The following is a 23562-nucleotide window of genomic DNA, read 5'->3' on the forward strand; positions in this document are numbered from 1 at the left end:
CCTCACAAGGTATCCGACACAGGGTTGAACCTATCTGACCCCAACCCGGCCGGCAGGGGAGCGCGCATGTTCTCATTCATTGCCAGACGCATCGGCACGATTCTGCTCACGATGCTATGCCTGACGCTGGTCGTCTTCTTTCTCGTCAATCTCGAGCCCAACTTGAAGAAGCTGGCGATCAGCCAGACCGAGATGCACACGTCGGCCGAACAGCTCGAAAGCTGGCTGGTCAATCACGGCTACCGGCAGAACTTCTTTGCGCGCTACGGCCAATGGCTGGGCGTCCTGCCCAAGCAGCCGATCACCGATCCTGCCACCGGCAAGGTGACGCAGCGCTTCTCCTTCTGCAACGACCCAGTCGAGCCGAAATTCTCCGGCGTGCTGCAGGGCGATTTCGGCTGTTCGACCAAGTTCAAGACGACGGTCGCGGCCAAGCTGTTTCCGGCACTCGGCGCCACCGGCATATTGATGTTCTGGGTGCTGGCGGTGATGGTGCCGATCTCGCTGCTCATCGGCATCCTTGCCGGCATGCGCGAAGGCTCGCGAACGGACCGGACCCTGTCGGTGGCCTCCATCGCCTCGACGGCGACGCCCGAATATGTGTCGGGCGTCATCTTCACCGTCATCTTCGCCTCGTGGTTGGGCTGGCTGAACGGCTCGGCGGCATCCGCCAGCCAGGGCATCACCTTCTACAATTTCACCCTGCCGGTGATCACTCTGGCGATCTACGGCACCGGCTATATCGCGCGCATGACACGGGCCTCGATGGTCGAGGTGATGACGCAGCAGTATATCCGCACGGCCCGCCTCAAGGGCCTCTCCTTCGGCAGTGTGGTGATCAAGCACGCGCTACGCAACGCGCTGATCGCGCCTTTCACCGTCATCATGCTGCAGTTCCCGTGGCTGCTCACCGGCGTCGTCATCGTCGAGGTGATGTTCCGCTACCAGGGTTTCGGCTACACGCTGGTCGAGGCCGCCGGCAACAACGACATCGACCTTCTGCTCGGCTGCTCGCTGGTCTCGGTATTCATCGTGCTGATCACCCAACTCATCTCGGATGTCGGCTACGCGTTTCTCAATCCGCGCATCAGAGTTCAATAGGGGGCAGGGCGGATGCAGATCGAATATATCGGTGCCTTCGATGTCGTGCTCGGCGTGCTTTGGCGCTTCTGGCCGGTATGGGTCGCGCTTGTCCTGGTGATGGGCGTTAGCTTTACTTACAAGAAGAAGCTCGGGCTCTACGGCCAGCTCTTTGACAGCGGCGTCGGCATTGCCGGCGTCGGCATCTGCCTGTTCTGGCTGTTCACGGCGATCTTCGCCTCGACCATCTCGCCTTTCGATCCGCTGGCCCAGGTGTCGATCATGAAGGATACGCTGCCCGGCGCGATCGAGCCGACTTCGAAGCTCGTCTACTATTTCGGCGGCGACAAGCTCGCCCGCGACGTGTTCTCGCGCATGGTCTATGGCAGCCAGATCGTGCTGATCATCGCGCCTGCGGCGACCGGTTTTGCGCTGATGGTCGGCATCACGCTCGGCCTGCCGGCCGGTTACTACGGCGGCAAGATCGACACGGTGCTGTCCTTCCTCGCCAATCTGGTGCTGGCCTTCCCGGTGATCCTTTTGTTCTACCTGCTGGTGACGCCAGGCATCATGGACACGCCTATCCCGTACGCCCTGGCGGGGCTGTTCTTCCTGTTCCCGATCATCTTCTTTTGCGTGCTGTTCTGGACCCGCTACAAGAACCGGCCGGACCGGCTCTATATCCTGCTCGGCCTGACGCTCGTCATCGGGGGCTGGATCTATACGGGCCTCGTCTTCGACAAGGATCCGCTGAGGATCGTCCACATCGATCCCAACCAACTCAACATTTTCGTGGCGGTGGTGTTCGCTTCCAGCCCCGGCGTGTTCCGCATCGTGCGCGGGCTGACCATGGATATCAAGACGCGCGACTACGTGGCGGCGGCGCAGACACGCGGTGAATCGCCCTGGTACATCATGCTATGGGAAATCCTGCCCAATGCACGCGGACCGCTGATCGTCGATGCCTGCCTGCGCATCGGCTATACGACGATCCTGCTCGGCACGCTCGGTTATTTCGGCCTGGGGCTGGCGCCCGAGAGTCCCGATTGGGGCACCGCGATCAAGGATGCCAGCCGGCTCTTGCGCTCCTTCATCCACCCGGCGCTGCCGCCGACGATCGCGCTAATGTCGTTCGTGCTGGGCCTGAACCTTTTGGCGGATTCGCTGCGCGAACAGTCGATGAAGGATTGATGGCGGGGCTTCGGGCCCCATCTTCCAGGAAGCAAGGATTGGAGCGACCCATGAACGAGGCAGTTCGAGATCCAGCCAAGACGACCAATGGGCCGATCATCGAGATCGAGAACCTCTCGATCTCCTTCTTTACCCGCAAGGGCGAGATCCCGGCGGTGATGGACTTTTCCTGCACGGTCATGCCCGGCGAGGCGATGGGCATCGTCGGCGAATCCGGCTGCGGCAAGTCGACCGTATCGCTCGGCATCATGCGCGACCTCTCAAACATCGGAAAGATCGTCGGCGGCCGCATCAAGTTCCAGGGCAGGGACATGGGCGAGATGTCCGACGAGGAGCTTCGGGCCATCCGCGGCAACAAGATCGCCATGATCTATCAGGAGCCGATGGCGAGCCTCAATCCGGCGATGAAGGTCGGCCAGCAATTGATGGAAGTGCCGCTGATCCACGACAAGGTCTCGAAGGAAGAGGCCCATAACCGTGCACTGGAGATGGTGCGCGCGGTCAAGCTGCCCGATCCGGAGCGCATGATGCGCTCCTATCCCCACCAGCTTTCGGGCGGCCAGCAGCAGCGCATCGTCATCGCCATGGCGCTGCTGTCGAAACCGGCGCTGCTGCTCCTCGACGAGCCGACGACGGCGCTCGACGTCACCGTCGAGGCCGGCATCGTCGAACTGGTCAAGGGACTGGGCCAGAAGTTCGGCACCTCGATGATCTTCGTGTCGCACAATCTCGGCCTCATTCTCGAGACCTGCGACAAGATCACGGTGATGTATTCCGGCGAGGCCGTCGAGACCGGCAAGATCGAGGACGTGTTCGACCGGATGCGCCACCCCTATACGCAAGGGCTGTTCCGCTCGATTCCGCTGCCCGGCGCCGACAAGAATTCGCGGCCGCTGATCTCCATTCCCGGCCAATTGCCGCTGCCGCATGAGCGGCCGAAGGGATGCAATTTCGGACCCCGCTGTCACCATTTCGTCGAGGGCGTCTGCAATGCCGCCGAAATTCCGATGGTTGCCGTCGAGGGGCATGAGGGCCATTTTTCGCGCTGCGTGCGCTTCAACGAGATCGACTGGGAAGCGCTGCCGCCCGGCGCCAAGAAGGTCAACGAAAAGGTCGAGCCCGGCGCGCCGGTGCTCAAGATCGACAATCTCAAGAAGTACTACAAGGTCGGCGGCAGCGAGGTGTTCGGCTCGAGCGAAGGCCGCGTCGTCAAGGCCAACGAGACGATTTCGTTCACCGCGCGCGAGTCCGAAACGGTCGCGATCGTCGGCGAGTCCGGCTGCGGGAAATCGACGCTCGCCAAGGTGCTTTTGGGGCTTGAGACCGCAAGCTCGGGCACCGTGACGCTGGGCAACAAGGAGATCCAGTCGACCGGCATCGAGAGCCGCAATGTCGAGACGGTGTCGTCGATCCAGATGGTGTTCCAGAACCCGTTCGATACGCTGAACCCGAGCCACACGGTCGGCTCGCAGATCATCCGCACGCTGGAGAAGTTCAATGTCGGCAAGACGGTCGCCGAGCGGCGCAAGCGCATGCTGGAGCTGCTCGACCTGGTGAAGCTGCCGCGGGCCTTCGAGACCCGCAAGCCGCGCCAGCTCTCAGGCGGCCAGAAGCAGCGCATCGGCGTGGCCCGCGCCTTCGCTGGCGACGCCAAGGTGGTGGTGGCCGACGAGCCGGTCTCGGCGCTCGACGTCTCGGTGCAGGCGGCGGTGACCGAGCTCTTGATGGACATCCAGCGCAAGAACAAGACGACGATGCTGTTCATCAGCCACGACCTGTCCGTGGTGCGCTACATCGCCGACCGTGTCGTCGTCATGTATCTCGGCTATATCGTCGAGCAGGGCACGACGGACCAGATATTCTCGCCGCCCTACCATCCCTACACCGAGGCGCTGCTCTCGGCGATCCCGATCGCCGACACCAGCGTGGTCAAGAAGCACATCGTGCTCGAAGGCGATATCCCATCGGCGATGAACCCGCCGACCGGCTGCCCCTTCCAGACGCGCTGCGGCTACAAGAAGCTGGTGCCGGACAATCTGTGCGAGACGACGGTGCCGCCGGTGAAGAATCTCGGCAACGGCCATATGAGCCTGTGCTGGCTGTCGGACGATGTCTTGGCGAAGATGGAGCCGGTCATCAAGTTCGACAAGGAGCATGCGGCACATGAAGGCGTGCCGGACGACGCGCCGCACGGCACCGGGCCGGGCTTTGCCGGCACCCCGCCCAAGCGCCCGAGGGGCAAGAGGCCGAAGTCGAACTAAAACTTCGCCGGGTCCCGGCCTCAGTTCCCACATTGCCGCAACTGGGCGGCGTAGTCGCGGGCCATTTGGTCCGTGGCGCGCGCGTAGTTCTGCACGCCGGCATCGCCGCGATTGCCGCGTCCGTAGGCCGACCAGCCGAGATAGTAGGCGAGATAGAGACTGTAGGTGTCGTTGCGGGCGACGCCGAAGCTGTCGACAGTCTTGGAATGATACCAGCCGACGAAGTCGATGGCGTCGGCGAAACGGCTGCGGCGCGCCGCCCAGTTGCCGGTCTCCATCTGATATTGCGACCAGGTGCCGTCCAGCGCCTGCGAATAGCCCGCGGCGGTGGAGACATGTTTCCAGGGAATGAAGCCGAGCAGCTTGGTGCGCGGTGGCCGGGCGTTGCTTTTGAAGCCGGATTCCTTGCGCACCGTCGCCATCAGCACCGGAACGGGAATGCCGTATTTTTGTTCGGTGCGCTCGGCGGCGGACTGCCAGTTGTCGAACCAACCGTCATTCTGGTCGAAGACGGCGCAGACATTGTTGATGTGGCTGGGCGCCGTCGCGCAGGCTGAAAGCGCCAGCAGCACAGAGACAACGACAATTTTACTAAAACTCGAGCTAGGCATCGGAAGACGAATAGGGCGAAATCATAAAAGGAATCTTTCGAGCTTCCTTAACGCCGACCGAGGCTCCTCGATCTGGGCCTATCGATATTTCGACTTCACTCGTCGTATTTGTCTTCATCAGAATGAAGAAAATGCCGCCTTGGCTAAAATCACGCCGGCAAATGGCGAATTCCTGACAGCTCGCGCCTGACGTCGGCGCTCTGATAGACGCCATGACCGAACCAAGACGAAAACGCGGCGCCGAACGGACCAGCAACCGCGGGCCCGCCCCCATTCCGCAGCTGCCGCCACGGCGTGTGGTCAACCCTTACCCGCCCATGGCGGTGCTTTCGGCCGACCAGATCGAGTCCATTCACCAGGCCTCGATGCATATTCTCGAAAATTTCGGCATCGAGGTGATGAGCCCGCGAGCGCTCGCGCTGTTTGAACGCGCCGGCGCCAAGGTCGATCACAGCTCGATGAATGTGCGCCTCGATCGGGGCATGGTCGACGAAGCGCTAAAGACGACACAGGCCAGCTACACACTTACGCCACGCAACCCGGCTCACGCCGTTTATCTCGGCGGCAACACGATCAACTTCACGCTGGTGGCCGGGCCGCCCAATGTGCACGACATGGAGCGCGGCCGCCGCGCCGGCAATCTCGCCGACTATTGCGATCTCGTCCGGCTGGCGCAGCATTTCAACTGCATCCACATGTTGGGGAACCAGGTCTGCGCGCCGATCGAGCTGCCGGCGAATTCGCGGCACCTCGACACCTACTTCGCCAATCTGACGCTGACCGACAAATGCTTCCATGTCTCGGCGATCGGCCGGGGCAGGGCCCTCGACGGCATCGAGATGATGGCGATCGCGCGTGGCTTGACTCTCGACCAGGTCGGCCAGGACCCCGGCGTCACCACCATCATTTCCGTCAACTCGCCGCGCCGCTTCGACGAGATGATGGCCGAAGGGCTGATGACCATGGCCGAGTTCGGCCAGTCGGTGGCGGTGACGCCGTTCACGCTGATGGGCGCGATGAGCCCGGTGACGCTTGCCGGCGCGCTGGCGCAGCAAAATGCCGAGGCACTGTTCGGCATCGTGCTGACCCAGTTGGTGCGGCCTGGCGCGCCGGTGATGTATGGCGCCTTCACTTCCAATGTCGACATGAAGTCCGGCGCGCCGGCCTTCGGCACGCCGGAGAACACCAAGGCCAACATCGCCTCCGGGCAATTGGCGCGGCGCTACAATCTGCCGTACCGCACGACGCCGGGCTCGGCGTCCAATGCCGCCGATGCGCAAGGCGCCTACGAGACGCTGATGGCGCTGTGGGGCGCCGTGCTTGGCCACGGCAACCTCGTCTATCATGCCGCCGGCTGGCAGGAGGGCGGACTGACGGCCTCATTCGAAAAACTCATCATCGATGTCGAGATGATGCAGCACATGATGGAATTCCTGCGGCCGATCGTGGTCGACGAAGGCGAATTGGCGGTCGACGCATTGGGCGCCGTGCCGACCGGCGGCCACTTCTTCGGCGAGCAGCATACGCTTGAACGCTATGCCACCGCCTTCTATCAGCCGATGCTCTCCAACTGGCAGAACTACGAGGCCTGGCAGGAGGCCGGCGCGCTCGATGCCACGGCGCGCGCGACCCGGCTCTGGAAGAAGGCGCTGGGAGAGTACGTTCAGCCGACAATGGACCCAGCCGTGCGCGAGGCACTTGAAGCCTATATGGCGCGCCGCAAGGAAGCGATCGGGCAGGGCGAGCCGTGACGGTTTTGGAACGCTGGCGCCGCCCCTCATCCGCCTTCCGGCACCTTCTTCCGTGAAGGACGGGGAGAAGGGAAGCGCTACAGCGCTGGCGACCCCTCTCCCCGTTTTTCACGGGGAGAGGGCAAGGGTGAGGGGCAGCGCCGACGTTTGAGGAGAGACATGCCTCTCATCCTGAATCCACTCAGTCATCCAACTCACTGAGATAACGAGAAGAACCCATGAAGTCGCATGCAAAGGTCGTGGTCATCGGCGGCGGTGTTGTCGGATGTTCCGTGCTGTTCCATCTTGCCCGCCACGGCTGGACGGACGTGGTGCTTCTGGAGCGCGATGAGCTGACCTCGGGCTCGACCTGGCACGCGGCCGGCGGCATGCACACCATCAACGGCGATCCCAACGTCGCCAAGCTGCAGAAATACACGATCTCGCTCTACAAGGAGATCGAGGAGCTTTCCGACCAGGCGACGGGGGTGCATCTGACCGGCGGCGTGCTCTTGGCAGCAACCGAGGCGCGGCTCGACTGGCTGCGCGGCGTCGTCTCCAAGGGCCGCTATCTCGGCATCGACCTCGAGGTGATCTCGGCGAAGGAAGCGGCCGAGTTGATGCCGCTCATTGATCCGAAGCAATTCGTCGGCGCCGTGCGCAACAAGGAGGACGGCCATCTCGATCCCTCCGGCGTCACCCACGCTTACGCCAAGGCGGCGCGGAAGCTGGGCGCGGAAGTGGAGCGCTTCACCAAGGTCGAGGACATCGTGCGCCGGCCCGACGGGCTTTGGCGCGTCATCACCAACAAGGGCGATGTGATCACCGAGCATTTCGTCAACGCCGGCGGTCTTTGGGCGCGCGAGGTCGGCCGCATGGTCGGGCTCGAACTGCCGGTGCTCGCCATGGAGCACATGTACCTGATCACCGAGGACATGCCGGAGGTCGCCGACTGGAACAAAAAAACCGGCACGGAAATCATCCATGCGGTCGACTTCGACGGCGAGCTCTATCTGCGCCAGGAGCGCGGCGGCATGCTGATGGGCACCTACGAGAAAGCCAACAAGGTCTGGTCCGAATTCTCCACACCCTGGAATTTCGGCCATGAGCTCTTGGAGCCGGATATCGACCGTATCGCGCCTTCGCTCGAAGTCGGCTTCCGTCACTTCCCGGCCTTCCAGAAAACCGGCATCAAGCAGATCATCAATGGACCTTTCACCTTTGCGCCGGATGGCAATCCGCTGGTCGGTCCGGTGCGCGGCCTGCCGGGCTTCTGGGTCGCCTGCGGCGTCATGGCGGGTTTTTCCCAAGGCGGCGGTGTTGGCCTGGCGCTCGCAAACTGGATGATCGAGGGTGATCCCGGCGCCGATATCTGGGCGATGGACGTGGCGCGCTACGGCGACTGGGCGACGATGGCCTATACCAATGCCAAGGTGCGCGAGAATTACTCGCGCCGCTTCTCGATCCGCTTCCCGAACGAGGAACTGCCGGCCGGGCGTCCGCTGAAGACAACGCCCCTTTACGACACATTGTCGGCCAAGGGCGCGCAATGGGGCGTCGCCTTTGGGCTGGAAGTGCCGCTCTGGTATGCGCCCGAAGGGGTCAAGGACGAGTTCTCCTGGCGGCGGTCGACCGATTTCGACCATGTCGGCAGCGAAGTGGCCGCCGTTCGCAACGGCGTCGGCCTCTCGGAGATCTCGAGCTTCGCCAAGTACAAGGTGACGGGCGAGGGGGCGGCAGCCTGGCTCGACCGTCTGCTTGCCTGCAGGTTGCCGAAACCCGGCCGCATGACGCTGGCGCCGATGCTGAAGGAAGACGGCAAGCTGATCGGCGATTTCACGCTCGCCAACATCGACGACAGCGACTGGTTCATCGCCGGCTCCGGCGTCGCCGAGCAGTACCATATGCGCTGGTTCGAAGCGCATCTTCCGAAGGACGGCTCGGTGGAGATAAAATTGCTGGGGCAGAAGCTCACCGGCCTAGCCATCGCCGGGCCGAAGGCGAGGGCGGTGCTGGCCAAAGTCACCCGCGCCGACGTCTCCAGCGCGGCGTTCCCATTCATGGCCGTCGCCAGGATGGATATCGGCATGGCGCCCTGTCTTGTCGGCCGCGTCAGCTACACCGGCGATCTCGGCTATGAGATCTGGGTGGCGCCGGAATATCAGCGCGCCGCCTACCAGGCGCTGGTCAAAGCGGGCGAGGAATTCGGCATCGGCCTGTTCGGCTCACGCGCGCTCAATGCGCTCAGGCTCGAAAAGAATTACGGCTCATGGGCGCGCGAATACCGGCCGATCTACGGACCGGTCGAGGCCGGGCTCAACCGTTTCGTCGCCTATGGCAAGGAGGCTGACTTCATCGGCAAGGAAGCAGCACTTGCCGAGCGCAAGCAGGGCGGCAAGCTCCGGCTGCGCGCCTTCATCGTCGAGACCACTGATGCCGATGTCATCGGTGACGAGGCGATCTGGCATGACGGCGTCGTGCGCGGCTGGGTCACGTCCGGCGGCTATGCGCACAATGCAAAAAAGTCCATCGCCATGGGCTACGTGCCGAAGGAGATCGCCGACGGGCCCGACGGCTTCGAGATCGAGATCCTCGGCAAGCGCCACGCCGCGCGCATTCAGGCAACGCCGCTGTTCGATGCCAATTTCGAGCGGATGCGCGCCTGAAAAACAGGCGCGCGTCCGCACAGGGCATCAGGCGCTGCGGCGGTTGTCGAGCGCGAAAGCGCCGGGACCGGCAAAGACCAGATAGAGGAAAATGAAGCAGAACGAGATCGCAGCGTCGCCGCCATTGTTAACGGGGAAGAAGTCGCGCGGGAAATGCGCCATGAAATAGGCGATGGCCATTTCGCCGCAGAGCAGGAACGCCACGGGTCGGGTCAACAGCCCCAGCGCCAGCAGGATGCCGCCGGCGAATTCAAGGATTGCGGACGTCAGCGCGAGCCCCGTCAGCGCCCCGGCATGGGCGCCGGCGGGGAAATTGAACAGCTTCTGGGTGCCGTGCTCGGTGAACTGCAACGCCGTCATGATGCGAAGCACGCCCAGCGCCTGCGGCTGATAGCGGGAGAGACCTTCAAAAAGCTTCATCTAAACTCCATCTTGCCCTTCCGGACCCGCCATAAATTATCGCCCGGAAGCGGACCATTCACTTCCCATGCCCTGCCATCAACAATCGGTGAGTGGGCATGAGTTCACCTCTTCCGGCTTATTCTCGCCGTGGTTGCAATTGGCTCTCATAAGTTGTATTGATGCGCGGATACACCAAATCATCCGGGAATCCATCGCCATGAAAAAATTCGCCATCAGCCTCTTCGCATTCCTTGCAGGCACGAGCTTCGCCATAGCTGCCGATGCTGGTTGTGATGCCTTCAAATGGCCGGTGACACGCGAGCAGGCCCTGTTTCCGTCAGCGTCCGCCGCCCAGTCCGGCGCGGCCCTGACAGTCGGGCAAGCGGCGGATTTCTCACTTGCAGCGGTCGACACGATCGGGTTTGAAGTTCCGCCTGGACGTGCACCGGCAGCCGGCACGTTCGGCGCGATGGCAAGCGTGACCGTACCGGCTGAAGGTGAGCTCCAGTTCAGCCTGTCCGATGAGGTCTGGATCGATGTCGTCCAAGACGGCCGCGCCGTGAAGTCGGCGGGCTTCAGCCGCGCGAAGACCTGCCCAGGCATTCGCAAGAGCGTGCGCTTCAAGCTGTCGGCCGGTCCGGCCACCGTGCAGCTCAGCGGCGCCAAGAAGGCCGATCTCAAAGTGGCGGTGCTGACGCCGGAGTGACGCCCAAGAGGGCGACGCCGGCGCCGGGCCAGCGCTCCCCTCTGCCCGGCCCGACCTCCGCAGCAGCTGCGCCGCGGCTGCGGAGGATGGACCGGATATCTGCCCCACAAGGGGGCGGCAGTTTCTACCGCCCAGGCGCCAGCAGCGCGAAATGCGCGCCCTGCGGGTCCTGGCATTGGATGATCCACTGCGCGCTCGGCACCTCCATCGGCCCCATCAATACCTTGCCGCCATTGTCGGTGACACGCTTGGCGGCGGCGTCGATCGCGTCGACGTTGAAATAGAACTGCCAGACCGGGACCGGGATCTGCGGCGGCTTGTTCATCATGCCGCCGCCGGATTCGGGCCCGGCGCCGAAGGTCTGGTAGAGGCCCATCTCGCCCATGTCGAACTGACCGGCGCTCTCCCAGCCGAACTGGCTGGAATAGAAGTCGAAAGCGGCTTTCCAGTCCGAGGTGTAGAGCTCGTGCCAGCCAACATGGCCGGGCGTGGTAGCGGGTACCGGCGGCTGCTCGGGCTGGTTGGGCTGCAGGAACATGAAGGTCGCGCCCTGCGGGTCGGCGACGACGGCGAAGCGACCGACGCCGGGAATATCATCCGGCGCGCGATGAACGGCACCGCCAGCGTCCTTGAGCGCCTTCGTCGAGGCATCGACGTCCTTGGTGTAGATGTAACCGAGCCAGGCCGGCGGCATGCCCATCTTGGCGGCATCCTCCGGCATCGTCATCAATCCGCCGACGCCGCGCAGGCTGGAATTCACCACGATATAGCGCGGCATGCCCGACGCCTTGTCGAAGGGCTCGGCCCGCCAGCCGACGACAGCAGTATAGAAAGCCTCGGCGGCGTCGAGGTCGGTGGTCATCAGTTCGTACCAGAAGAAGGGTTTTGCGGCATTCGGCATGGTCGGTCTCCTCACCGGTTCAGGCAGCGATCGCGGTTCCGATCCATCGTAGGACGATCTCGGCGACAGAAATCCGACATCTGGACCAGAAATCGAGAACGGCAAGGCGCTCATGCATGTCACTCAAAAATGCGCAGCGGTTTTGGGCGGCCGACACGCATCAAAATCGGAGCTTGAAGCGCGTCGGCCTATCCGTTCTGCGCGAAGCGCCATAGGAACCGTGATCTTGCATGGCCCGGGGTTTTAGCCTTTGCTGCGGGCAACGAGGGGCTGTCTTCCATGCGTGAATGTCGCTTACGCCCGAGAGTGGCTTTGTGCCATCGCGAGGAGCTCGACCCTGGTCCGAGCGGGGACTGGACCCAGCTTAACGACGACGATTTCCGCGCGCTCGCCTCGCGCCTGTCAGACCAGGCCGACGAGGGGCCGCTCTGGGTGTTCGCTTATGGCTCGCTGATCTGGAAGCCGGCGTTGGAATCCATCGAGCAACGCCGCGCCTCCGCCTATGGCTGGCATCGCTCCTTCTGCCTCGACATGGTGCGCTGGCGAGGCAGCGCCGCGCAGCCGGGGTTGATGATGCTCGAGCGCGGCGGCCGTTGTGACGGCGTCATCTATCGTCTGCCGGACGGCGAGAAGCCCGCCCAGATCGAGAGATTGCTGCGGCGAGAAATCGACGATCATGAAAGCGTCAGCTCGGTCCGGTGGGTTCCGGTACGCACGGCGCAAGGATCGCTGCGAAGCGCTGGGCTTCTGGATCGGGGTGACGGGTAGGGGCACGTCGCTCAGGCAGCCGCTCGAAAGGGTGGCGAAGACACTGGCACACGCATGCGGCCATGTAGGTTCCGGCGCCGAATATCTTTACTACACCGTCAGCCACCTGGAAACATTCGGCATCCATGACCGCAATCTGTGGCGCCTGCAGGAACTCGTGGCAGACGAGATCAGGTCGATCCATCCCTCCAGGATTGAAAGCGCTGAACCGACAGACATCGGCGTGGCGATAATATGAGTACGACTATCATGTTTTGTCCAAGCAATACAGCAGCTTGGCCGAAAATTGACCAATTGATAAAAAAATAAAACGTGCTAGCCTTCCTCAAAACAAACAAGGGGAACTGGAATGGCGACTGGTCATTTCATCGAAGGCATAGCCGGCGGCCGGCTGTCTGCGGAGCAATACGCCGATAATTTTTCCGACCTGCACCCGCCGCTCGATCACCACGAGGCGCTGGTTGAGGCCGATCGCTGCTATTTCTGCTACGATGCGCCGTGCATGAATGCATGCCCGACCTCGATCGATATCCCGTTGTTCATCCGGCAGATCGCGACCGGCAATCCGCTGGGCTCGGCCAAGACCATTTTCGACCAGAACATTCTTGGCGGCATGTGCGCCCGAGTCTGCCCGACGGAGACGCTGTGCGAAGAGGTCTGCGTGCGCGAGGTCGCGGAGGGCAAGCCGGTGCAGATCGGCCGGCTGCAGCGCTATGCGACCGATGTCGCGATGGATGAGGGCAAGCAGTTCTACAAGCGCGCCGAACCGACCGGAAAAACGGTCGCCGTGGTCGGCGCCGGGCCAGCGGGCCTGGCGGCGGCGCATCGCTTGGCCCGCCACGGCCACGATGTGACGATCCTCGAAGCGCGGCCGAAGGCTGGCGGCCTCAATGAATACGGCATCGCGGCTTACAAGAGCGTCGACGATTTCGCTCAGGCCGAGGTCGACTACGTCACCGCGATCGGCGGCATCGACATCCAGAACGGCAAAGCGCTCGGACGGGACTTCCAGCTTTCCGACCTGATCCGCAACTACGATGCGGTGTTCCTTGGCCTCGGGCTCGGCGGCGTCAATGCGCTGCGCGCCGAAGGCGAGGATACGGATGGCGTCGCCAACGCAGTCGAGTTCATCGCCGAACTCAGGCAGGCAAGCGACCTTTCCAGCCTGCCGGTCGGCCGCCGCGTCGTCGTCATCGGCGGCGGCATGACGGCGATCGACGCCGCGGTGCAGTCGAAGCTGCTCGGCGCCGAGGAGGTGACGATCTGCTACCGGCGCGGCCAGGAGCATATGAATGCCTCCGGCTTCGAGCAGGATCTGGCCGCCGCGAACGGCGTCACGATCCGCCACTGGCTGCAGCCGAAGCGCGTCATCGCCGAGAACGGCAAAGTGTCGGCGATCGAGCTCGAATACACAGCCATGAATGGCGACAAGCTCGCCGGTACCGGCGAAATGCTGAGGCTCAACGCCGACCAGGTGTTCAAGGCGATTGGCCAGAGCTTTGTGCCGGCTCATCTCAACGGCAGCGTTGCCTCCATCGAGCTCGATGGCGGCCGCATCAGGGTCGATGCCGAGGGCCGCACCTCGCTGGCGAAAGTCTGGGCGGGCGGCGACTGCATCTTCGGCGGCGACGACCTGACGGTCTCGGCCGTGGCGCAAGGCCGCGACGCCGCCGAATCCATCCACCGGGCACTGACCTCTAACGGGAGGGCATGAGCATGGCAGACATCCGCAACACCTTCGTCGGCATCAAGTCGCCAAATCCGTTCTGGCTGGCTTCGGCGCCGCCGACCGACAAGGCCTATAATGTCGAACGCGCCTTCAAAGCCGGCTGGGGCGGCGTGGTCTGGAAGACGCTTGGCGAAGAGGGCCCGCCGGTCGTCAACGTCAACGGCCCGCGCTACGGCGCGATCTGGGGCGCCGACCGCCGGCTGCTCGGCCTGAACAATATCGAGCTGATCACCGACCGCGACCTGCAGACCAATCTGCGCGAGATGAAGCAGGTGAAGATGAACTGGCCGGATCGGGCGCTGGTCGCCTCGATCATGGTGCCTTGCGAGGAGGAAAGCTGGAAGGCGATCCTGCCGCTGGTCGAGGAGACCGGCGCCGACGGCATCGAGCTCAATTTCGGCTGCCCGCACGGCATGAGCGAACGCGGCATGGGCTCGGCGGTGGGCCAGGTGCCGGAATATATCGAGATGGTGGTGCGCTGGTGCAAGCAGTATACGCGCATGCCGGTCATCACCAAGCTGACGCCGAACATCACCGACATCCGCAAGCCGGCGCGCGCCGCCAAAGCCGGCGGCACGGACGCGGTGTCGCTGATCAACACCATCAACTCGATCACCGGGGTTGACCTCGACAGTTTCGCGCCGCAGCCGACCATCGATGGCAAGGGCTCGCATGGCGGCTATTGCGGCCCGGCGGTGAAGCCGATCGCGATGAACATGGTGGCCGAGATCGCGCGCGATCCGGAAACGCACGGCCTGCCAATCTCGGGCATCGGCGGCATCACAACCTGGCGGGATGCTGCCGAATTCATGGCACTCGGCGCCGGCAACGTGCAGGTCTGCACCGCGGCAATGACATACGGCTTCAAAATCGTGCAGGAGATGATCGCGGGGCTGGAGAACTGGATGGACGAGAAGGGCCACGCCTCGCTGTCCGACATCATCGGCCGCGCCACACCCAATGTCACGGACTGGCAATATCTCAACCTCAACTATGTCGCCAAGGCGCATATCGACCAGGACGCGTGCATCAAATGCGGGCGCTGCCACATCGCCTGCGAGGACACCTCGCACCAGGCGATCACCAGCATGGTCGACGGCGTCAGGCATTTCGAGGTGATCGAGGCCGAATGCGTCGGGTGCAATCTTTGCGTCAATGTCTGCCCGGTCGAGGGCTGCATCACCATGGAACCGCTGGCCGCCGGCGTGCTGGATCAGCGCACGGGCATACCGGTGTCGCCGGTCTACGCCAACTGGACGACGCATCCGAACAATCCGATGGCCAAGGTGGCCGCGGAGTAGGAACACTTTTGAAGGAAATGCGACGCCTTCGGGTGCCGTTTTTCGTTACCTATATTGCAGATAAGAATTATCCATGATAGGTACTATCCATGAATTGGAGCCAAAGATCGTGAAGCTGGGAGAGGGCGTCGAAGCGGCGATCCACTGCGCCGCCATGCTTGCCGGCGTCGACGGCAACAGCACCATGTCGGGCGCGGCCATGGCCGAGGCGTTCGGCCTGTCGCCGAGCTATCTCTTGAAGCATCTCAATCAGCTGACAACGGCGCGCATCCTGGAATCCGTGCCGGGGCCGGCAGGCGGCTACAGGCTGGCGCGGCCGGCCGAGCGGATCACGCTGCTCGACATCGTGCTTGCGGTCGAGGGCAGGGAGCCTGCCTTCCGCTGCGGCGAGATCCGCCAGCGCGGCCCGGTCAAGCTCGACGCGTCGGCCTATGTCAAACCGTGCGGCATCAATGCCGCGATGCTGAGGGCCGAGCGCGCTTATCGCGCCGCGCTTGCCGATGCAAAGCTCTCCGACATCGTCGCCGATTTCATGAACCACGCCGATCCCCGCACCGTCGCCGCAAGCTGCGCCTTCGTCGAACGCCATCAGCGGGCGCAGAAAGTTCAACAACCAAGCAAAGCGTGAAAGGTAAGAGAATGAAACAGAGGCTGCAGTTCTTCGCCAAGGCGCCTGAAATCATGAAGGCGGTGATGGCGCTCAACAAGGCCGTCGAGGAGTGCGGGCTGGAAGAAAGCCTGATGCACCTGGTCAAGCTCAGGGCTTCGCAGATCAATGGCTGTTCCTATTGTGTCGAGATGCATAGCCGCGAGGCAAGGCGAGATGGCGAAACGGAGCAGCGGCTTTATTTGGTCGCCGCCTGGAAGGAGTCGCCGCTGTTTTCCGAGCGCGAGCGCGCCGCGCTCGCCTGGACCGAGAAGGTGACAAACATCTCCGACAACGGCGTTCCGGACGATCTCTACGCCAGGACGCTGGAGCAGTTCTCCGAGGAAGAGCTGGTCAAGCTGACAGTGGTGATCGGCATGATCAACACCTGGAACCGGCTCTGCGTGTCGTTCCACGCCATCCATCCGATGCCGGCCGCCAAGGCTGCCTGATCATCCAAAGCCGCGCGGATCCGAAGACGGTTCCGCGCGGCTTTCATTTGCGAGATCAATGACATGTTTGAGAATCTTCAGAACGAGACTCTGTTTGCCGCGCGCCTGCTGCTCGGCGGCGCCTTCGTCATTGCCGGCCTGCGCAACGCCCAGCACAAGACCTGCTCATCCCGATGATGGCGGCACGCGGCGTGCCGTAGGCAGGGCCGGCATTGTGGCTGGAAATGTCCTGCAGGTCGCGCCGGACGGCTGGTGATCGGCGTCTTGTTCACCGCGCTGGCGGCGGCAAGCCTGATCCTGTTCCTGATCGTCGCGACGCCGATGTTTCACAATTTCTGGGATCATCAGGGTCCGGATCGCGCCTCACGCATCAACGGCTTCGTCGCCAATGTCGCCCTGGCCGCGGGTTCCTGGCGCGGGTCTATGCCTGACAACTGCACTCGGATTCCGCGCAGTCGATGGCGCCGCGTTAATCGGTTTGTCGCGATTGTCCTGTATTAGCAAAAAACAGGTTCGCCCGTCGGAGCGTTCATGGAGCAGAACTGGACTGCATTCTGGGCACGCGTTTCGGATGCCTTCCACCAGGCGCTGGCTCCGTTCCGTGCAGTCGCGGGAGCCTTCGGCCAGCATCCGAGCGACATTCAGATATGGTGCTTTCTGTGCGGCGTCTTCTTCCTCGCGGTCGTCGCCATACAGACCTATGGCGACATCATGCTCAGGCGACGCGGCGCCTTTGCCACCGGCAAGGTGATCGGCATCGACAAGTCGAGCGACGGGCCGGACACGCCGATCATCGAATTCGCCGACCGACTGGGCAAGACCTGGCGTTTCGGATCGCATCTGCCGGTCAACGGAACGACCGGGAACGTCGGCGCAGTGGTCGAAGTGATTAATGACCCTCTCCACCCGAAGCGGGCGCGGGAAGTGGGCCGGCTGCTGATGAAGGCCGTCCACCTGGCTGTCTGGTATGCGGTCGTCGCCGGGCTGATGGTGCTGGCCTTCCTGCCCGGCCTCTTTTTCCAATTGATCCATTCAGGCGGCGAAGCGCAGGCCGCCGTCGCAGGTCAGCACCTGGCCGGTCATGAAACCGTTGGACACCAGGAAGGCGATCGCGTCGGCGACGTCCTCGGCGCGACCGATACGGCCGACCGGCGTCTTTCCGGCGTACTCGGCAAAGACCGCCTGCCGCTCTTCGCCCGATAGAAAATCCCACCAGGGCGTATCGATGACGCCGGGGGCCACGACGTTGACGCGCAGCGGCTTCAGTTCAACGGCCAGGATCGGGACTACGGTCAAAAGCATGCCGTTGATGGCGCCGATGCCGGCAATGCCGGGTGCTGCGATCTGCGCCGAGACGGCCGAAATGAAAGTGACCGATCCGGCTTTGTTCAAGGTCGGCAGGGCCGCTTGCAAGCAGCCTAGCTGCGGCTTGATCTTCTCGTCGACGCCGCCGCCGATGTCGGCAAGGTCGAGGGTCGCGAACGGCCCAAGGCCCTTGCCGCCGCTTGCGGCGAGAACGAGATGATCGAATGGGCCGAGACCATCGAAGAAGTGCCGGACCGCGTCCGGCTTGGTCGCGTCGAAAGCGGCCTTGCCGACGGTGCCGCCGAGGCTCTTCCAGGCGTTGTTCAGCTTGTCCTCGCTGCGGCCGGTGATCGTCACCTTCATCGTGGGGCTGAGCAGCCGTTTGGCTGTGGCAAGGCCAATGCCAGACGAGCCGCCGATGATGACGCAATGTTCGATGCTCATGAATGCTGTTCCTTGGATGTCGCGGAAGATTGTCCGGTCAGTTCGAGGCTGAGCGCCCGCAACCGGCTGCGGGCTTTTTCGTCATAGGCCTGGGCATCGGCGCGCGCTTCCCGCTGGCCATCGAAATAGAGGCCGCTGCGCCCTTCGAGCGCCGGAGATATTGCCAAGTTGAGGATCGCGTCGGCGCCGGTCTCGACCGAGCTCCACGGTGTGATGCCGGCCTGCCGGACCATGGTGGTATCCATGTAGCTTGCCGGATGGAGTGCATTGACGGTGACGCCGCTGCCTTCGAGCTGCTCGGCCAGATCGATGGTGAACAAGATCTGCGCCAGCTTGCTCTGGCAATAGGCGCGCACGCCGCTATAGCCGCGGGCCAGATTGATATCGTCGAAATCGATCGCCTGCTGGCCGGCGGAGGCGACATTGACGATGCGCGCCGGCGCGCTTGCCTTCAGCAAGGGCAAAAGCTCCGACGACAGCAGGAAGCCTGCGAGATAGTTTACGGCGAAGCGCATTTCGTAGCCGTCGGCGCTCACTTGCCTTTTTGCGCCTTCGCCGCCCGTGCCGACGCCGGCATTGCTGATCAATATGTCGAGCCGGTCGGTTCCTGCCCGCACGGCGCCGGCAAGGCGGCGCACTTCGGCGAGCGACGAAAGATCCGCAAGCAGAAATTCGGCGTTGCCGCCCTCGGCTTCGATGGCAGCGACTGTCGCCTTGGCGCGAGTTTGGTCGCGGCCATGTACCAGCACGCGGGCGCCGGCAGCGCCGAGCCTTTCAGCGACCACGCGGCCAACCCCGTCGGTCGAGCCGGTGACGAGAACGGTCTTATTCTTAAGTTCCATGTTCAGAGCCTCCTTATGCTGCTCTGAACGCAAGATGGGGCGCGGCGCGCAGGCCAAACAGTTCAATTTTTATCCTGGTATCGATACTGCTATAATAGCTGCATGGATGCCGTGCCCCATTCCCCTGACGACAGCCGCCGCCGCGAGCTCGGCGCTTTCCTGCGCTCGCGCCGGGAGCGGCTCTCGCCTGCCGACATTGGGATTGCGAGCGGCGCCAGGCGGCGTACGCCCGGGCTGAGGCGCGAGGAAGTGGCGATGATCGCCGGCGTCGGCACCACCTGGTACACCTGGCTGGAGCAGGGGCGGGACGTGCGGCCCTCGGTCGAGGTGCTGACCGCGCTCTGCGAGGCGCTGCGCCTGGACGCCGTCGAGAAGCGGCATCTGTTCATCCTTGCCGGCCGCCAGCAGCCGGAGCAGCGCACGGCGACGTCTGAAAAGGTCGACGCCACACTGCTGCACATGCTGGGGAGCCTCGTCCTACAGCCGGCTTATGTGGTTGGCCGGCGTTGGGATGTGCTCGCCTGGAATCCGGCGGCGGTCGCCTTGTTCGGCGACTATGGCCTGCTGGAGGGCGATGCCCGCAACATCGTCCATCTGGTGTTCACAAGCCCGCATCACCGCCGGCTGCTGGTCGACTGGGAAGCGCTTGCCCGCGTGGTGCTCGCTTCGTTTCGCGCGGAGAGCGCCAAATATGTCGGCGATCCGGATTTCGAGCGGCTGATCGCGCTGATGATGCGCTCAAGCCCGGAGTTCCGTGATTGGTGGCCGCGGCGGGACGTGGCGAGAAGGCTGACGGGCGTGAAACATGTCCGCCATCCCACAGCCGGCCCGATGGCTTTCGAGCATATGAGCCTGTCGATCGACGACGGCTCAGACATGCGGCTGATCGTCTACACGCCGTTGCCCGAGCAGAATACGATCGCCAAGCTCAAGAAGCTGCTGGAAGAGAAGCCCCCGAGCGGCGCAGCGCCTGATCTTCGCCCGACCTAAGCTTTCGGCTTCAGCCCATCGAGGAACAGTTGCTCCAGGAACCGGGCAGCATCCTCGAAGCGGCCGTCGCCGCCGCGGTCGGGGCCGAGCACGGCGCGCACCTGGACGTCGAAATCGGCGTAATGCTGCGTCGTCGCCCAGATCGAGAAGATCAGATGCCAGGGGTCGGTGCGGGCGATCTTGCCGGCGCGCATCCAGCCCTTGATGACGGCGGCCTTCTCCTCGACCAGCGTTTTCAGCTCGCCCTCCAGCATCGGCATGATGCGCGGCGCGCCCTGCAGGATCTCGTTGGCGAAGAGCCGGCTTTCGCGTGGAAAATCGCGCGCCATTTCGAGCTTGCGGCGGATGTAGCTTCTGAGCTCGGTCATCGGATCGCCGATATCGTCAAGCTCGCGGAGCGGCGCCAGCCAGGTGTCCAGCAGCCGCTGCATCAATGTCTCGTGAATGTCCTCCTTGCGGCGGAAGTAATAGAGAAGGTTCGGCTTCGACATGCCGGCGGCTTCGGCAATCTGGTCGATGGTCGAGCCGCGAAAACCGTTGGCGGAGAAGACTTCCAGCGCGGCTTCCAGGATGAGCTCGCGCTTTTCCTGCTGGATGCGGGTGCGGCGTGGAGCTGAGCCTTCCATCCTGTCCGTCATCCTTGCCGGCTGCTGCCGTGTGGGCACTCTGGACCAATTCTCTGGACCAGTTTTTCTCCGAGCCGTGGAGCGCGCTTTCGATGCCGCATTTCCGTTAGTAGTCCCTTGACCGCCGACAGGGCGGTGCTAACGTTTGTCCAACCGGTCAAAATTTTGCGTAGCACGAAAACGCAACGAAGACCAAGCCTTGGGAAGACCAAGCGTTAGCGCACAGAAACAGGTTACAAGGGGAAATCTTGGTCATGTCCAACCGGCTGAAAGTCACGCCGAACGATCTCAGCGCATTCTGGATGCCGTTCACGGCAAACCGGCAGTTCAAGCAGGCGCCGCGCATGTTCGTGTCCGCCAAGGACATACACTACACGACGAGCGATGGCCGCAAGGTGCTCGACGGCACTGCAGGCCTGTGGTGCGTCAACGCCGGCCATTGCCGGCCGAAGATCACCGAGGCCATTCAGCAGCAGGCCGCCGAACTCGACTATGCGCCGGCCTTCCAGATGGGCCACCCGATCGTCTTCGAACTGGCGAACCGCCTGGTCGATATCGCGCCGAAGGGCATGGACCATGTGTTCTTCACCAATTCCGGTTCGGAGTCGGTCGAGACCGCGTTGAAGATGGCGATCGCCTATCACCGTGTCCGAGGCGAGGGCTCGCGCACCCGGCTGATCGGCCGCGAGCGCGGCTATCACGGCGTCAATTTCGGCGGCATTTCGGTCGGCGGCATCGTCGCCAACCGCAAGATGTTCGGCACGCTGCTCGGCGGCGTCGACCATCTGCCGCACACCCATCTGCCGGAGAAGAATGCCTTCTCGAAGGGCGTGCCTGAGCACGGCGCCGAATTGGCGAACGAGCTGGAGCGTCTCGTCACCCTGCATGACGCCTCGACCATCGCGGCGGTCATCGTCGAGCCGGTCGCAGGCTCGACCGGCGTCATCCTGCCGCCGAAAGGCTACCTGCAGAAGCTTCGAGAAATCTGCACCAAGCACGGCATATTGTTGATCTTTGATGAAGTGATCACCGGCTTCGGCCGTCTTGGCGCGCCGTTCGCGGCCGATTATTTCGGCGTCACGCCGGATATCATGACGACGGCCAAGGGCGTGTCCAACGGCGTCATCCCGATGGGCGCGGTTTTCGTGAAGAAGGAAATCCACGACGCCTTCATGAACGGCCCGGAGCACATGATCGAGTTCTTCCACGGCTACACCTATTCGGGCAATCCGATCGCCTGCGCCGCGGCTCTCGGCACTTTGGACACCTATAAGGAAGAAGGGCTGCTAACCCGCGGCGAGGAGCTGGCGCCTTACTGGGAGGACGCGCTGCATTCGCTGAAGGGCGAGCCGCATGTCATCGACATCCGCAATATCGGCCTGATCGGCGCGATCGAGCTGGCGCCGATCGCCGGTAGCCCGACCAAGCGGGCCTTCTCGGCCTTCATCAAAGCGTTCGAACGCGGCGCGCTGATCCGCACAACCGGCGACATCATCGCGCTGTCGCCGCCGCTGATCATCACCAAGGGCCAGATCAACGAACTGATCGACCATGTTCGCGATGTTCTGCGCTCGATAGACTAACTGCTCAAACCGCTCGGGCGGCGACGGGAACCGCCGCCCGACCGGAGACCTGAAATGAGAGGACTTTGAATGGCCGCCCCCGGCGAGAATCTGCGAATCAATTCAGACCGTTTGTGGGATTCCATCATGGAGATGGCGAAGATCGGCCCCGGCATCGCCGGGGGCAACAATCGCCAGACGCTGACCGATTCCGACAAGCAAGGCCGCGAACTGTTCAAGTCCTGGTGCGACGAGGCCGGGCTCACGATGGGCGTGGACCAGATGGGCACCATGTTCATGACGCGCGCCGGCACCGATCCGGACGCGCTGCCGATCTATGTCGGCTCCCATCTCGATACCCAGCCCACCGGCGGCAAATATGACGGCGTGCTCGGCGTGCTCTCTGGCCTCGAGGTCGTGCGCTCGCTCAATGATCTCGGCATCAAAACCAAACATCCGATCGTCGTCACCAACTGGACGAACGAGGAGGGAGCCCGTTTCGCGCCGGCCATGCTCGCCTCCGGCGTGTTCGCAGGCGTTCACACGCAGGACTATGCCTATGCCCGCAAGGATCTCGACGGCCTGAGCTTCGGCGACGAGCTGAAGCGGATCGGTTGGGTCGGCGACGAGACGGTCGGCGCGCGTAAGATGCACGCCTATTTCGAGTACCATATCGAGCAGGGGCCCATCCTCGAGGCCGAGAACAAGCAGATCGGCGTGGTGACCCACTGCCAGGGCCTGTGGTGGCTGGAATTCACGCTGACCGGCAGGGAGGCGCATACCGGCTCGACCCCGATGAACATGCGCGTCAATGCGGGGTTGGCCATGGCCCGCATCCTGGAGATGGTGCAGACGGTCGCGATGGAGAACCAGCCTGGCGCTGTCGGCGGTGTAGGCCAGGTGAAGTTCTCGCCCAACTCCCGCAACGTGCTGCCGGGCACGGTGATCTTCACTGTCGATATCCGCTCGCCCGATAAGGCGAAGCTCGACGGCATGCGCGCGCGCATCGAGAAGGAGGCGCCGAATATCTGCGAGCCGCTCGGCGTGAAATGCGCCGTCGAGGCGGTCGGCCATTTCGATCCGGTGACCTTCGATCCGACGCTGGTCGGCCGTGTCCGCACCGCCGCCGAGAAGCTGGGCTACAGCCATATGAACATCATCTCCGGCGCCGGCCACGACGCCTGCTGGGCGGCCAAGGTCGCGCCGGCGACCATGGTCATGTGTCCCTGTGTCGGCGGGCTCAGCCACAACGAGGCCGAGGACATCTCCAAGGAATGGGCGGCGGCAGGCGCCGATGTGCTGTTCCACGCGGTGGTCGAGACGGCAGGAATCGTCGAATGACCGAATAG

At 63.3% G+C, this 23562-nt stretch carries 20 protein-coding genes and 2 pseudogenes; 16 read left to right on the plus strand and 6 right to left on the minus strand.

Going from position 1 to position 23562, the window contains the following annotated elements; all coding sequences use genetic code 11:
* Positions 1 to 66: 66 nt before the first annotated feature.
* Genes EJ078_RS25225 through EJ078_RS25235 form a run of 3 tightly spaced genes read left to right on the plus strand, consistent with a single transcriptional unit; the run spans position 67 to position 4532 of the window.
* Entirely contained in the window at positions 67 to 1101 is a 1035-nt protein-coding gene (locus EJ078_RS25225; RefSeq protein ID WP_067328931.1) for an ABC transporter permease, read from the plus strand.
* A 12-nt stretch (positions 1102 to 1113) separates the two neighbouring features.
* Positions 1114 to 2271 (plus strand): ABC transporter permease, encoded by a 1158-nt coding sequence (locus EJ078_RS25230; RefSeq protein ID WP_066990564.1) that lies wholly within the window; start codon positions 1114 to 1116, stop codon positions 2269 to 2271.
* Between the two features lie 50 nt (positions 2272 to 2321).
* Entirely contained in the window at positions 2322 to 4532 is a 2211-nt protein-coding gene (locus EJ078_RS25235; protein ID WP_067328934.1) for an ABC transporter ATP-binding protein, read from the plus strand.
* Positions 4533 to 4552: 20 nt separating this feature from the next.
* Here the strand turns inward: EJ078_RS25235 and EJ078_RS25240 are convergent, their stop codons facing one another.
* Positions 4553 to 5143, minus strand: a complete 591-nt coding sequence (locus EJ078_RS25240; protein ID WP_127325140.1) for a transglycosylase SLT domain-containing protein — start codon at positions 5141 to 5143, stop codon at positions 4553 to 4555.
* Between the two features lie 212 nt (positions 5144 to 5355).
* Here EJ078_RS25240 and EJ078_RS25245 point away from each other — a divergent pair, with 212 nt between their 5' ends.
* Together EJ078_RS25245 and EJ078_RS25250 are read left to right on the plus strand one after the other, a co-directional pair.
* Positions 5356 to 6894, plus strand: coding sequence for a trimethylamine methyltransferase family protein (locus EJ078_RS25245; RefSeq protein WP_145992682.1), 1539 nt, complete (start codon positions 5356 to 5358; stop codon positions 6892 to 6894).
* A 218-nt stretch (positions 6895 to 7112) separates the two neighbouring features.
* Positions 7113 to 9539 (plus strand): FAD-dependent oxidoreductase, encoded by a 2427-nt coding sequence (locus tag EJ078_RS25250; RefSeq protein ID WP_128294362.1) that lies wholly within the window; start codon positions 7113 to 7115, stop codon positions 9537 to 9539.
* A 27-nt stretch (positions 9540 to 9566) separates the two neighbouring features.
* Here the strand turns inward: EJ078_RS25250 and EJ078_RS25255 are convergent, their stop codons facing one another.
* Positions 9567 to 9959 carry a DoxX family protein gene (locus EJ078_RS25255; RefSeq protein ID WP_067328942.1) on the minus strand — a complete coding sequence of 131 codons (393 nt, stop codon included), beginning with the start codon at positions 9957 to 9959 and terminating at the stop codon, positions 9567 to 9569.
* Between the two features lie 199 nt (positions 9960 to 10158).
* Between EJ078_RS25255 and EJ078_RS25260 the strand changes: the two genes are divergently transcribed.
* Positions 10159 to 10647 carry a hypothetical protein gene (locus tag EJ078_RS25260; protein WP_067328944.1) on the plus strand — a complete coding sequence of 163 codons (489 nt, stop codon included), beginning with the start codon at positions 10159 to 10161 and terminating at the stop codon, positions 10645 to 10647.
* Positions 10648 to 10771: 124 nt separating this feature from the next.
* Here EJ078_RS25260 and EJ078_RS25265 read toward each other — a convergent pair whose 3' ends face one another.
* Positions 10772 to 11548: a VOC family protein gene (locus tag EJ078_RS25265; RefSeq protein ID WP_127215517.1), complete on the minus strand. Its 777-nt coding sequence runs from the start codon at positions 11546 to 11548 to the stop codon at positions 10772 to 10774.
* Positions 11549 to 11827: 279 nt separating this feature from the next.
* Between EJ078_RS25265 and EJ078_RS25270 the strand changes: the two are divergent.
* The 7 genes and pseudogenes from EJ078_RS25270 to EJ078_RS30895 form a co-directional block, all read left to right on the plus strand.
* Positions 11828 to 12554: pseudogene (locus tag EJ078_RS25270) on the plus strand (gamma-glutamylcyclotransferase).
* Positions 12555 to 12665: 111 nt separating this feature from the next.
* Entirely contained in the window at positions 12666 to 14030 is a 1365-nt protein-coding gene (locus EJ078_RS25275; RefSeq protein ID WP_066990587.1) for an NAD(P)-dependent oxidoreductase, read from the plus strand.
* 2 nt (positions 14031 to 14032) lie between these two features.
* Positions 14033 to 15346 carry an NAD-dependent dihydropyrimidine dehydrogenase subunit PreA gene (gene preA, locus EJ078_RS25280; protein ID WP_067329150.1) on the plus strand — a complete coding sequence of 438 codons (1314 nt, stop codon included), beginning with the start codon at positions 14033 to 14035 and terminating at the stop codon, positions 15344 to 15346.
* A gap of 109 nt (positions 15347 to 15455) precedes the next feature.
* Positions 15456 to 15974 carry an Rrf2 family transcriptional regulator gene (locus EJ078_RS25285; RefSeq protein ID WP_127215524.1) on the plus strand — a complete coding sequence of 173 codons (519 nt, stop codon included), beginning with the start codon at positions 15456 to 15458 and terminating at the stop codon, positions 15972 to 15974.
* Between the two features lie 11 nt (positions 15975 to 15985).
* Positions 15986 to 16444, plus strand: coding sequence for a carboxymuconolactone decarboxylase family protein (locus EJ078_RS25290; protein ID WP_067328952.1), 459 nt, complete (start codon positions 15986 to 15988; stop codon positions 16442 to 16444).
* Positions 16445 to 16696: 252 nt separating this feature from the next.
* Entirely contained in the window at positions 16697 to 16945 is a 249-nt protein-coding gene (locus EJ078_RS25295; protein ID WP_189413666.1) for a DoxX family protein, read from the plus strand.
* Between the two features lie 30 nt (positions 16946 to 16975).
* Positions 16976 to 17449 (plus strand): annotated as a pseudogene (locus tag EJ078_RS30895) (DUF3592 domain-containing protein); the annotation flags it as partial.
* Positions 17450 to 17476: 27 nt separating this feature from the next.
* Here the strand turns inward: EJ078_RS30895 and EJ078_RS25300 are convergent.
* Positions 17477 to 18193, minus strand: coding sequence for an SDR family oxidoreductase (locus EJ078_RS25300; protein ID WP_095802388.1), 717 nt, complete (start codon positions 18191 to 18193; stop codon positions 17477 to 17479).
* Entirely contained in the window at positions 18190 to 19035 is an 846-nt protein-coding gene (locus EJ078_RS25305; RefSeq protein ID WP_127324034.1) for an SDR family NAD(P)-dependent oxidoreductase, read from the minus strand. Before EJ078_RS25305 ends, EJ078_RS25300 begins: the two co-directional genes overlap by 4 nt.
* A 102-nt stretch (positions 19036 to 19137) precedes the next feature.
* Between EJ078_RS25305 and EJ078_RS25310 the strand changes: the two genes are divergently transcribed.
* A complete protein-coding gene (locus tag EJ078_RS25310) occupies positions 19138 to 20025 on the plus strand; it encodes a helix-turn-helix transcriptional regulator (RefSeq protein ID WP_208720915.1) in 888 nt (295 codons plus the stop codon).
* Here EJ078_RS25310 and EJ078_RS25315 read toward each other — a convergent pair.
* Positions 20022 to 20651, minus strand: a complete 630-nt coding sequence (locus tag EJ078_RS25315) for a TetR family transcriptional regulator C-terminal domain-containing protein (RefSeq protein ID WP_095812645.1) — start codon at positions 20649 to 20651, stop codon at positions 20022 to 20024. The two genes, EJ078_RS25310 and EJ078_RS25315, sit on opposite strands and share 4 nt — an antisense overlap.
* Before the next feature lie 254 nt (positions 20652 to 20905).
* On the opposite strand from EJ078_RS25315, the gene EJ078_RS25320 reads away from it, so the two are divergent.
* Both EJ078_RS25320 and EJ078_RS25325 read left to right on the plus strand, forming a co-directional pair.
* Positions 20906 to 22234 carry an aspartate aminotransferase family protein gene (locus EJ078_RS25320; RefSeq protein ID WP_127215521.1) on the plus strand — a complete coding sequence of 443 codons (1329 nt, stop codon included), beginning with the start codon at positions 20906 to 20908 and terminating at the stop codon, positions 22232 to 22234.
* 69 nt (positions 22235 to 22303) lie between these two features.
* On the plus strand, positions 22304 to 23554 hold the full coding sequence (locus tag EJ078_RS25325) for a Zn-dependent hydrolase (RefSeq protein ID WP_127215522.1): 1251 nt from the start codon (positions 22304 to 22306) through the stop codon (positions 23552 to 23554).
* The last annotated feature ends 8 nt before the right edge of the window (positions 23555 to 23562 follow it).

This window comes from Mesorhizobium sp. M1A.F.Ca.IN.022.06.1.1 (genome assembly GCF_003952605.1).
GTDB lineage: Bacteria > Pseudomonadota > Alphaproteobacteria > Rhizobiales > Rhizobiaceae > Mesorhizobium.

Coding starts and splice junctions, on each gene's coding strand:
- EJ078_RS25310 (WP_208720915.1), top strand. CDS start 19,138: ATGGATGCCGTGCCCCATTCCCCTGACGACAGCCGCCGCCGCGAGCTC.
- EJ078_RS25320 (WP_127215521.1), top strand. CDS start 20,906: ATGTCCAACCGGCTGAAAGTCACGCCGAACGATCTCAGCGCATTCTGG.
- EJ078_RS25300 (WP_095802388.1), bottom strand. CDS start 18,193: ATGAGCATCGAACATTGCGTCATCATCGGCGGCTCGTCTGGCATTGGC.
- EJ078_RS25275 (WP_066990587.1), top strand. CDS start 12,666: ATGGCGACTGGTCATTTCATCGAAGGCATAGCCGGCGGCCGGCTGTCT.
- EJ078_RS25305 (WP_127324034.1), bottom strand. CDS start 19,035: ATGGAACTTAAGAATAAGACCGTTCTCGTCACCGGCTCGACCGACGGG.
- EJ078_RS25260 (WP_067328944.1), top strand. CDS start 10,159: ATGAAAAAATTCGCCATCAGCCTCTTCGCATTCCTTGCAGGCACGAGC.
- EJ078_RS25265 (WP_127215517.1), bottom strand. CDS start 11,548: ATGCCGAATGCCGCAAAACCCTTCTTCTGGTACGAACTGATGACCACC.
- EJ078_RS25230 (WP_066990564.1), top strand. CDS start 1,114: ATGCAGATCGAATATATCGGTGCCTTCGATGTCGTGCTCGGCGTGCTT.
- EJ078_RS25325 (WP_127215522.1), top strand. CDS start 22,304: ATGGCCGCCCCCGGCGAGAATCTGCGAATCAATTCAGACCGTTTGTGG.
- EJ078_RS25250 (WP_128294362.1), top strand. CDS start 7,113: ATGAAGTCGCATGCAAAGGTCGTGGTCATCGGCGGCGGTGTTGTCGGA.
- EJ078_RS25255 (WP_067328942.1), bottom strand. CDS start 9,959: ATGAAGCTTTTTGAAGGTCTCTCCCGCTATCAGCCGCAGGCGCTGGGC.
- EJ078_RS25315 (WP_095812645.1), bottom strand. CDS start 20,651: ATGGAAGGCTCAGCTCCACGCCGCACCCGCATCCAGCAGGAAAAGCGC.
- EJ078_RS25225 (WP_067328931.1), top strand. CDS start 67: ATGTTCTCATTCATTGCCAGACGCATCGGCACGATTCTGCTCACGATG.
- EJ078_RS25235 (WP_067328934.1), top strand. CDS start 2,322: ATGAACGAGGCAGTTCGAGATCCAGCCAAGACGACCAATGGGCCGATC.
- preA (WP_067329150.1), top strand. CDS start 14,033: ATGGCAGACATCCGCAACACCTTCGTCGGCATCAAGTCGCCAAATCCG.
- EJ078_RS25245 (WP_145992682.1), top strand. CDS start 5,356: ATGACCGAACCAAGACGAAAACGCGGCGCCGAACGGACCAGCAACCGC.
- EJ078_RS25290 (WP_067328952.1), top strand. CDS start 15,986: ATGAAACAGAGGCTGCAGTTCTTCGCCAAGGCGCCTGAAATCATGAAG.
- EJ078_RS25240 (WP_127325140.1), bottom strand. CDS start 5,143: ATGCCTAGCTCGAGTTTTAGTAAAATTGTCGTTGTCTCTGTGCTGCTG.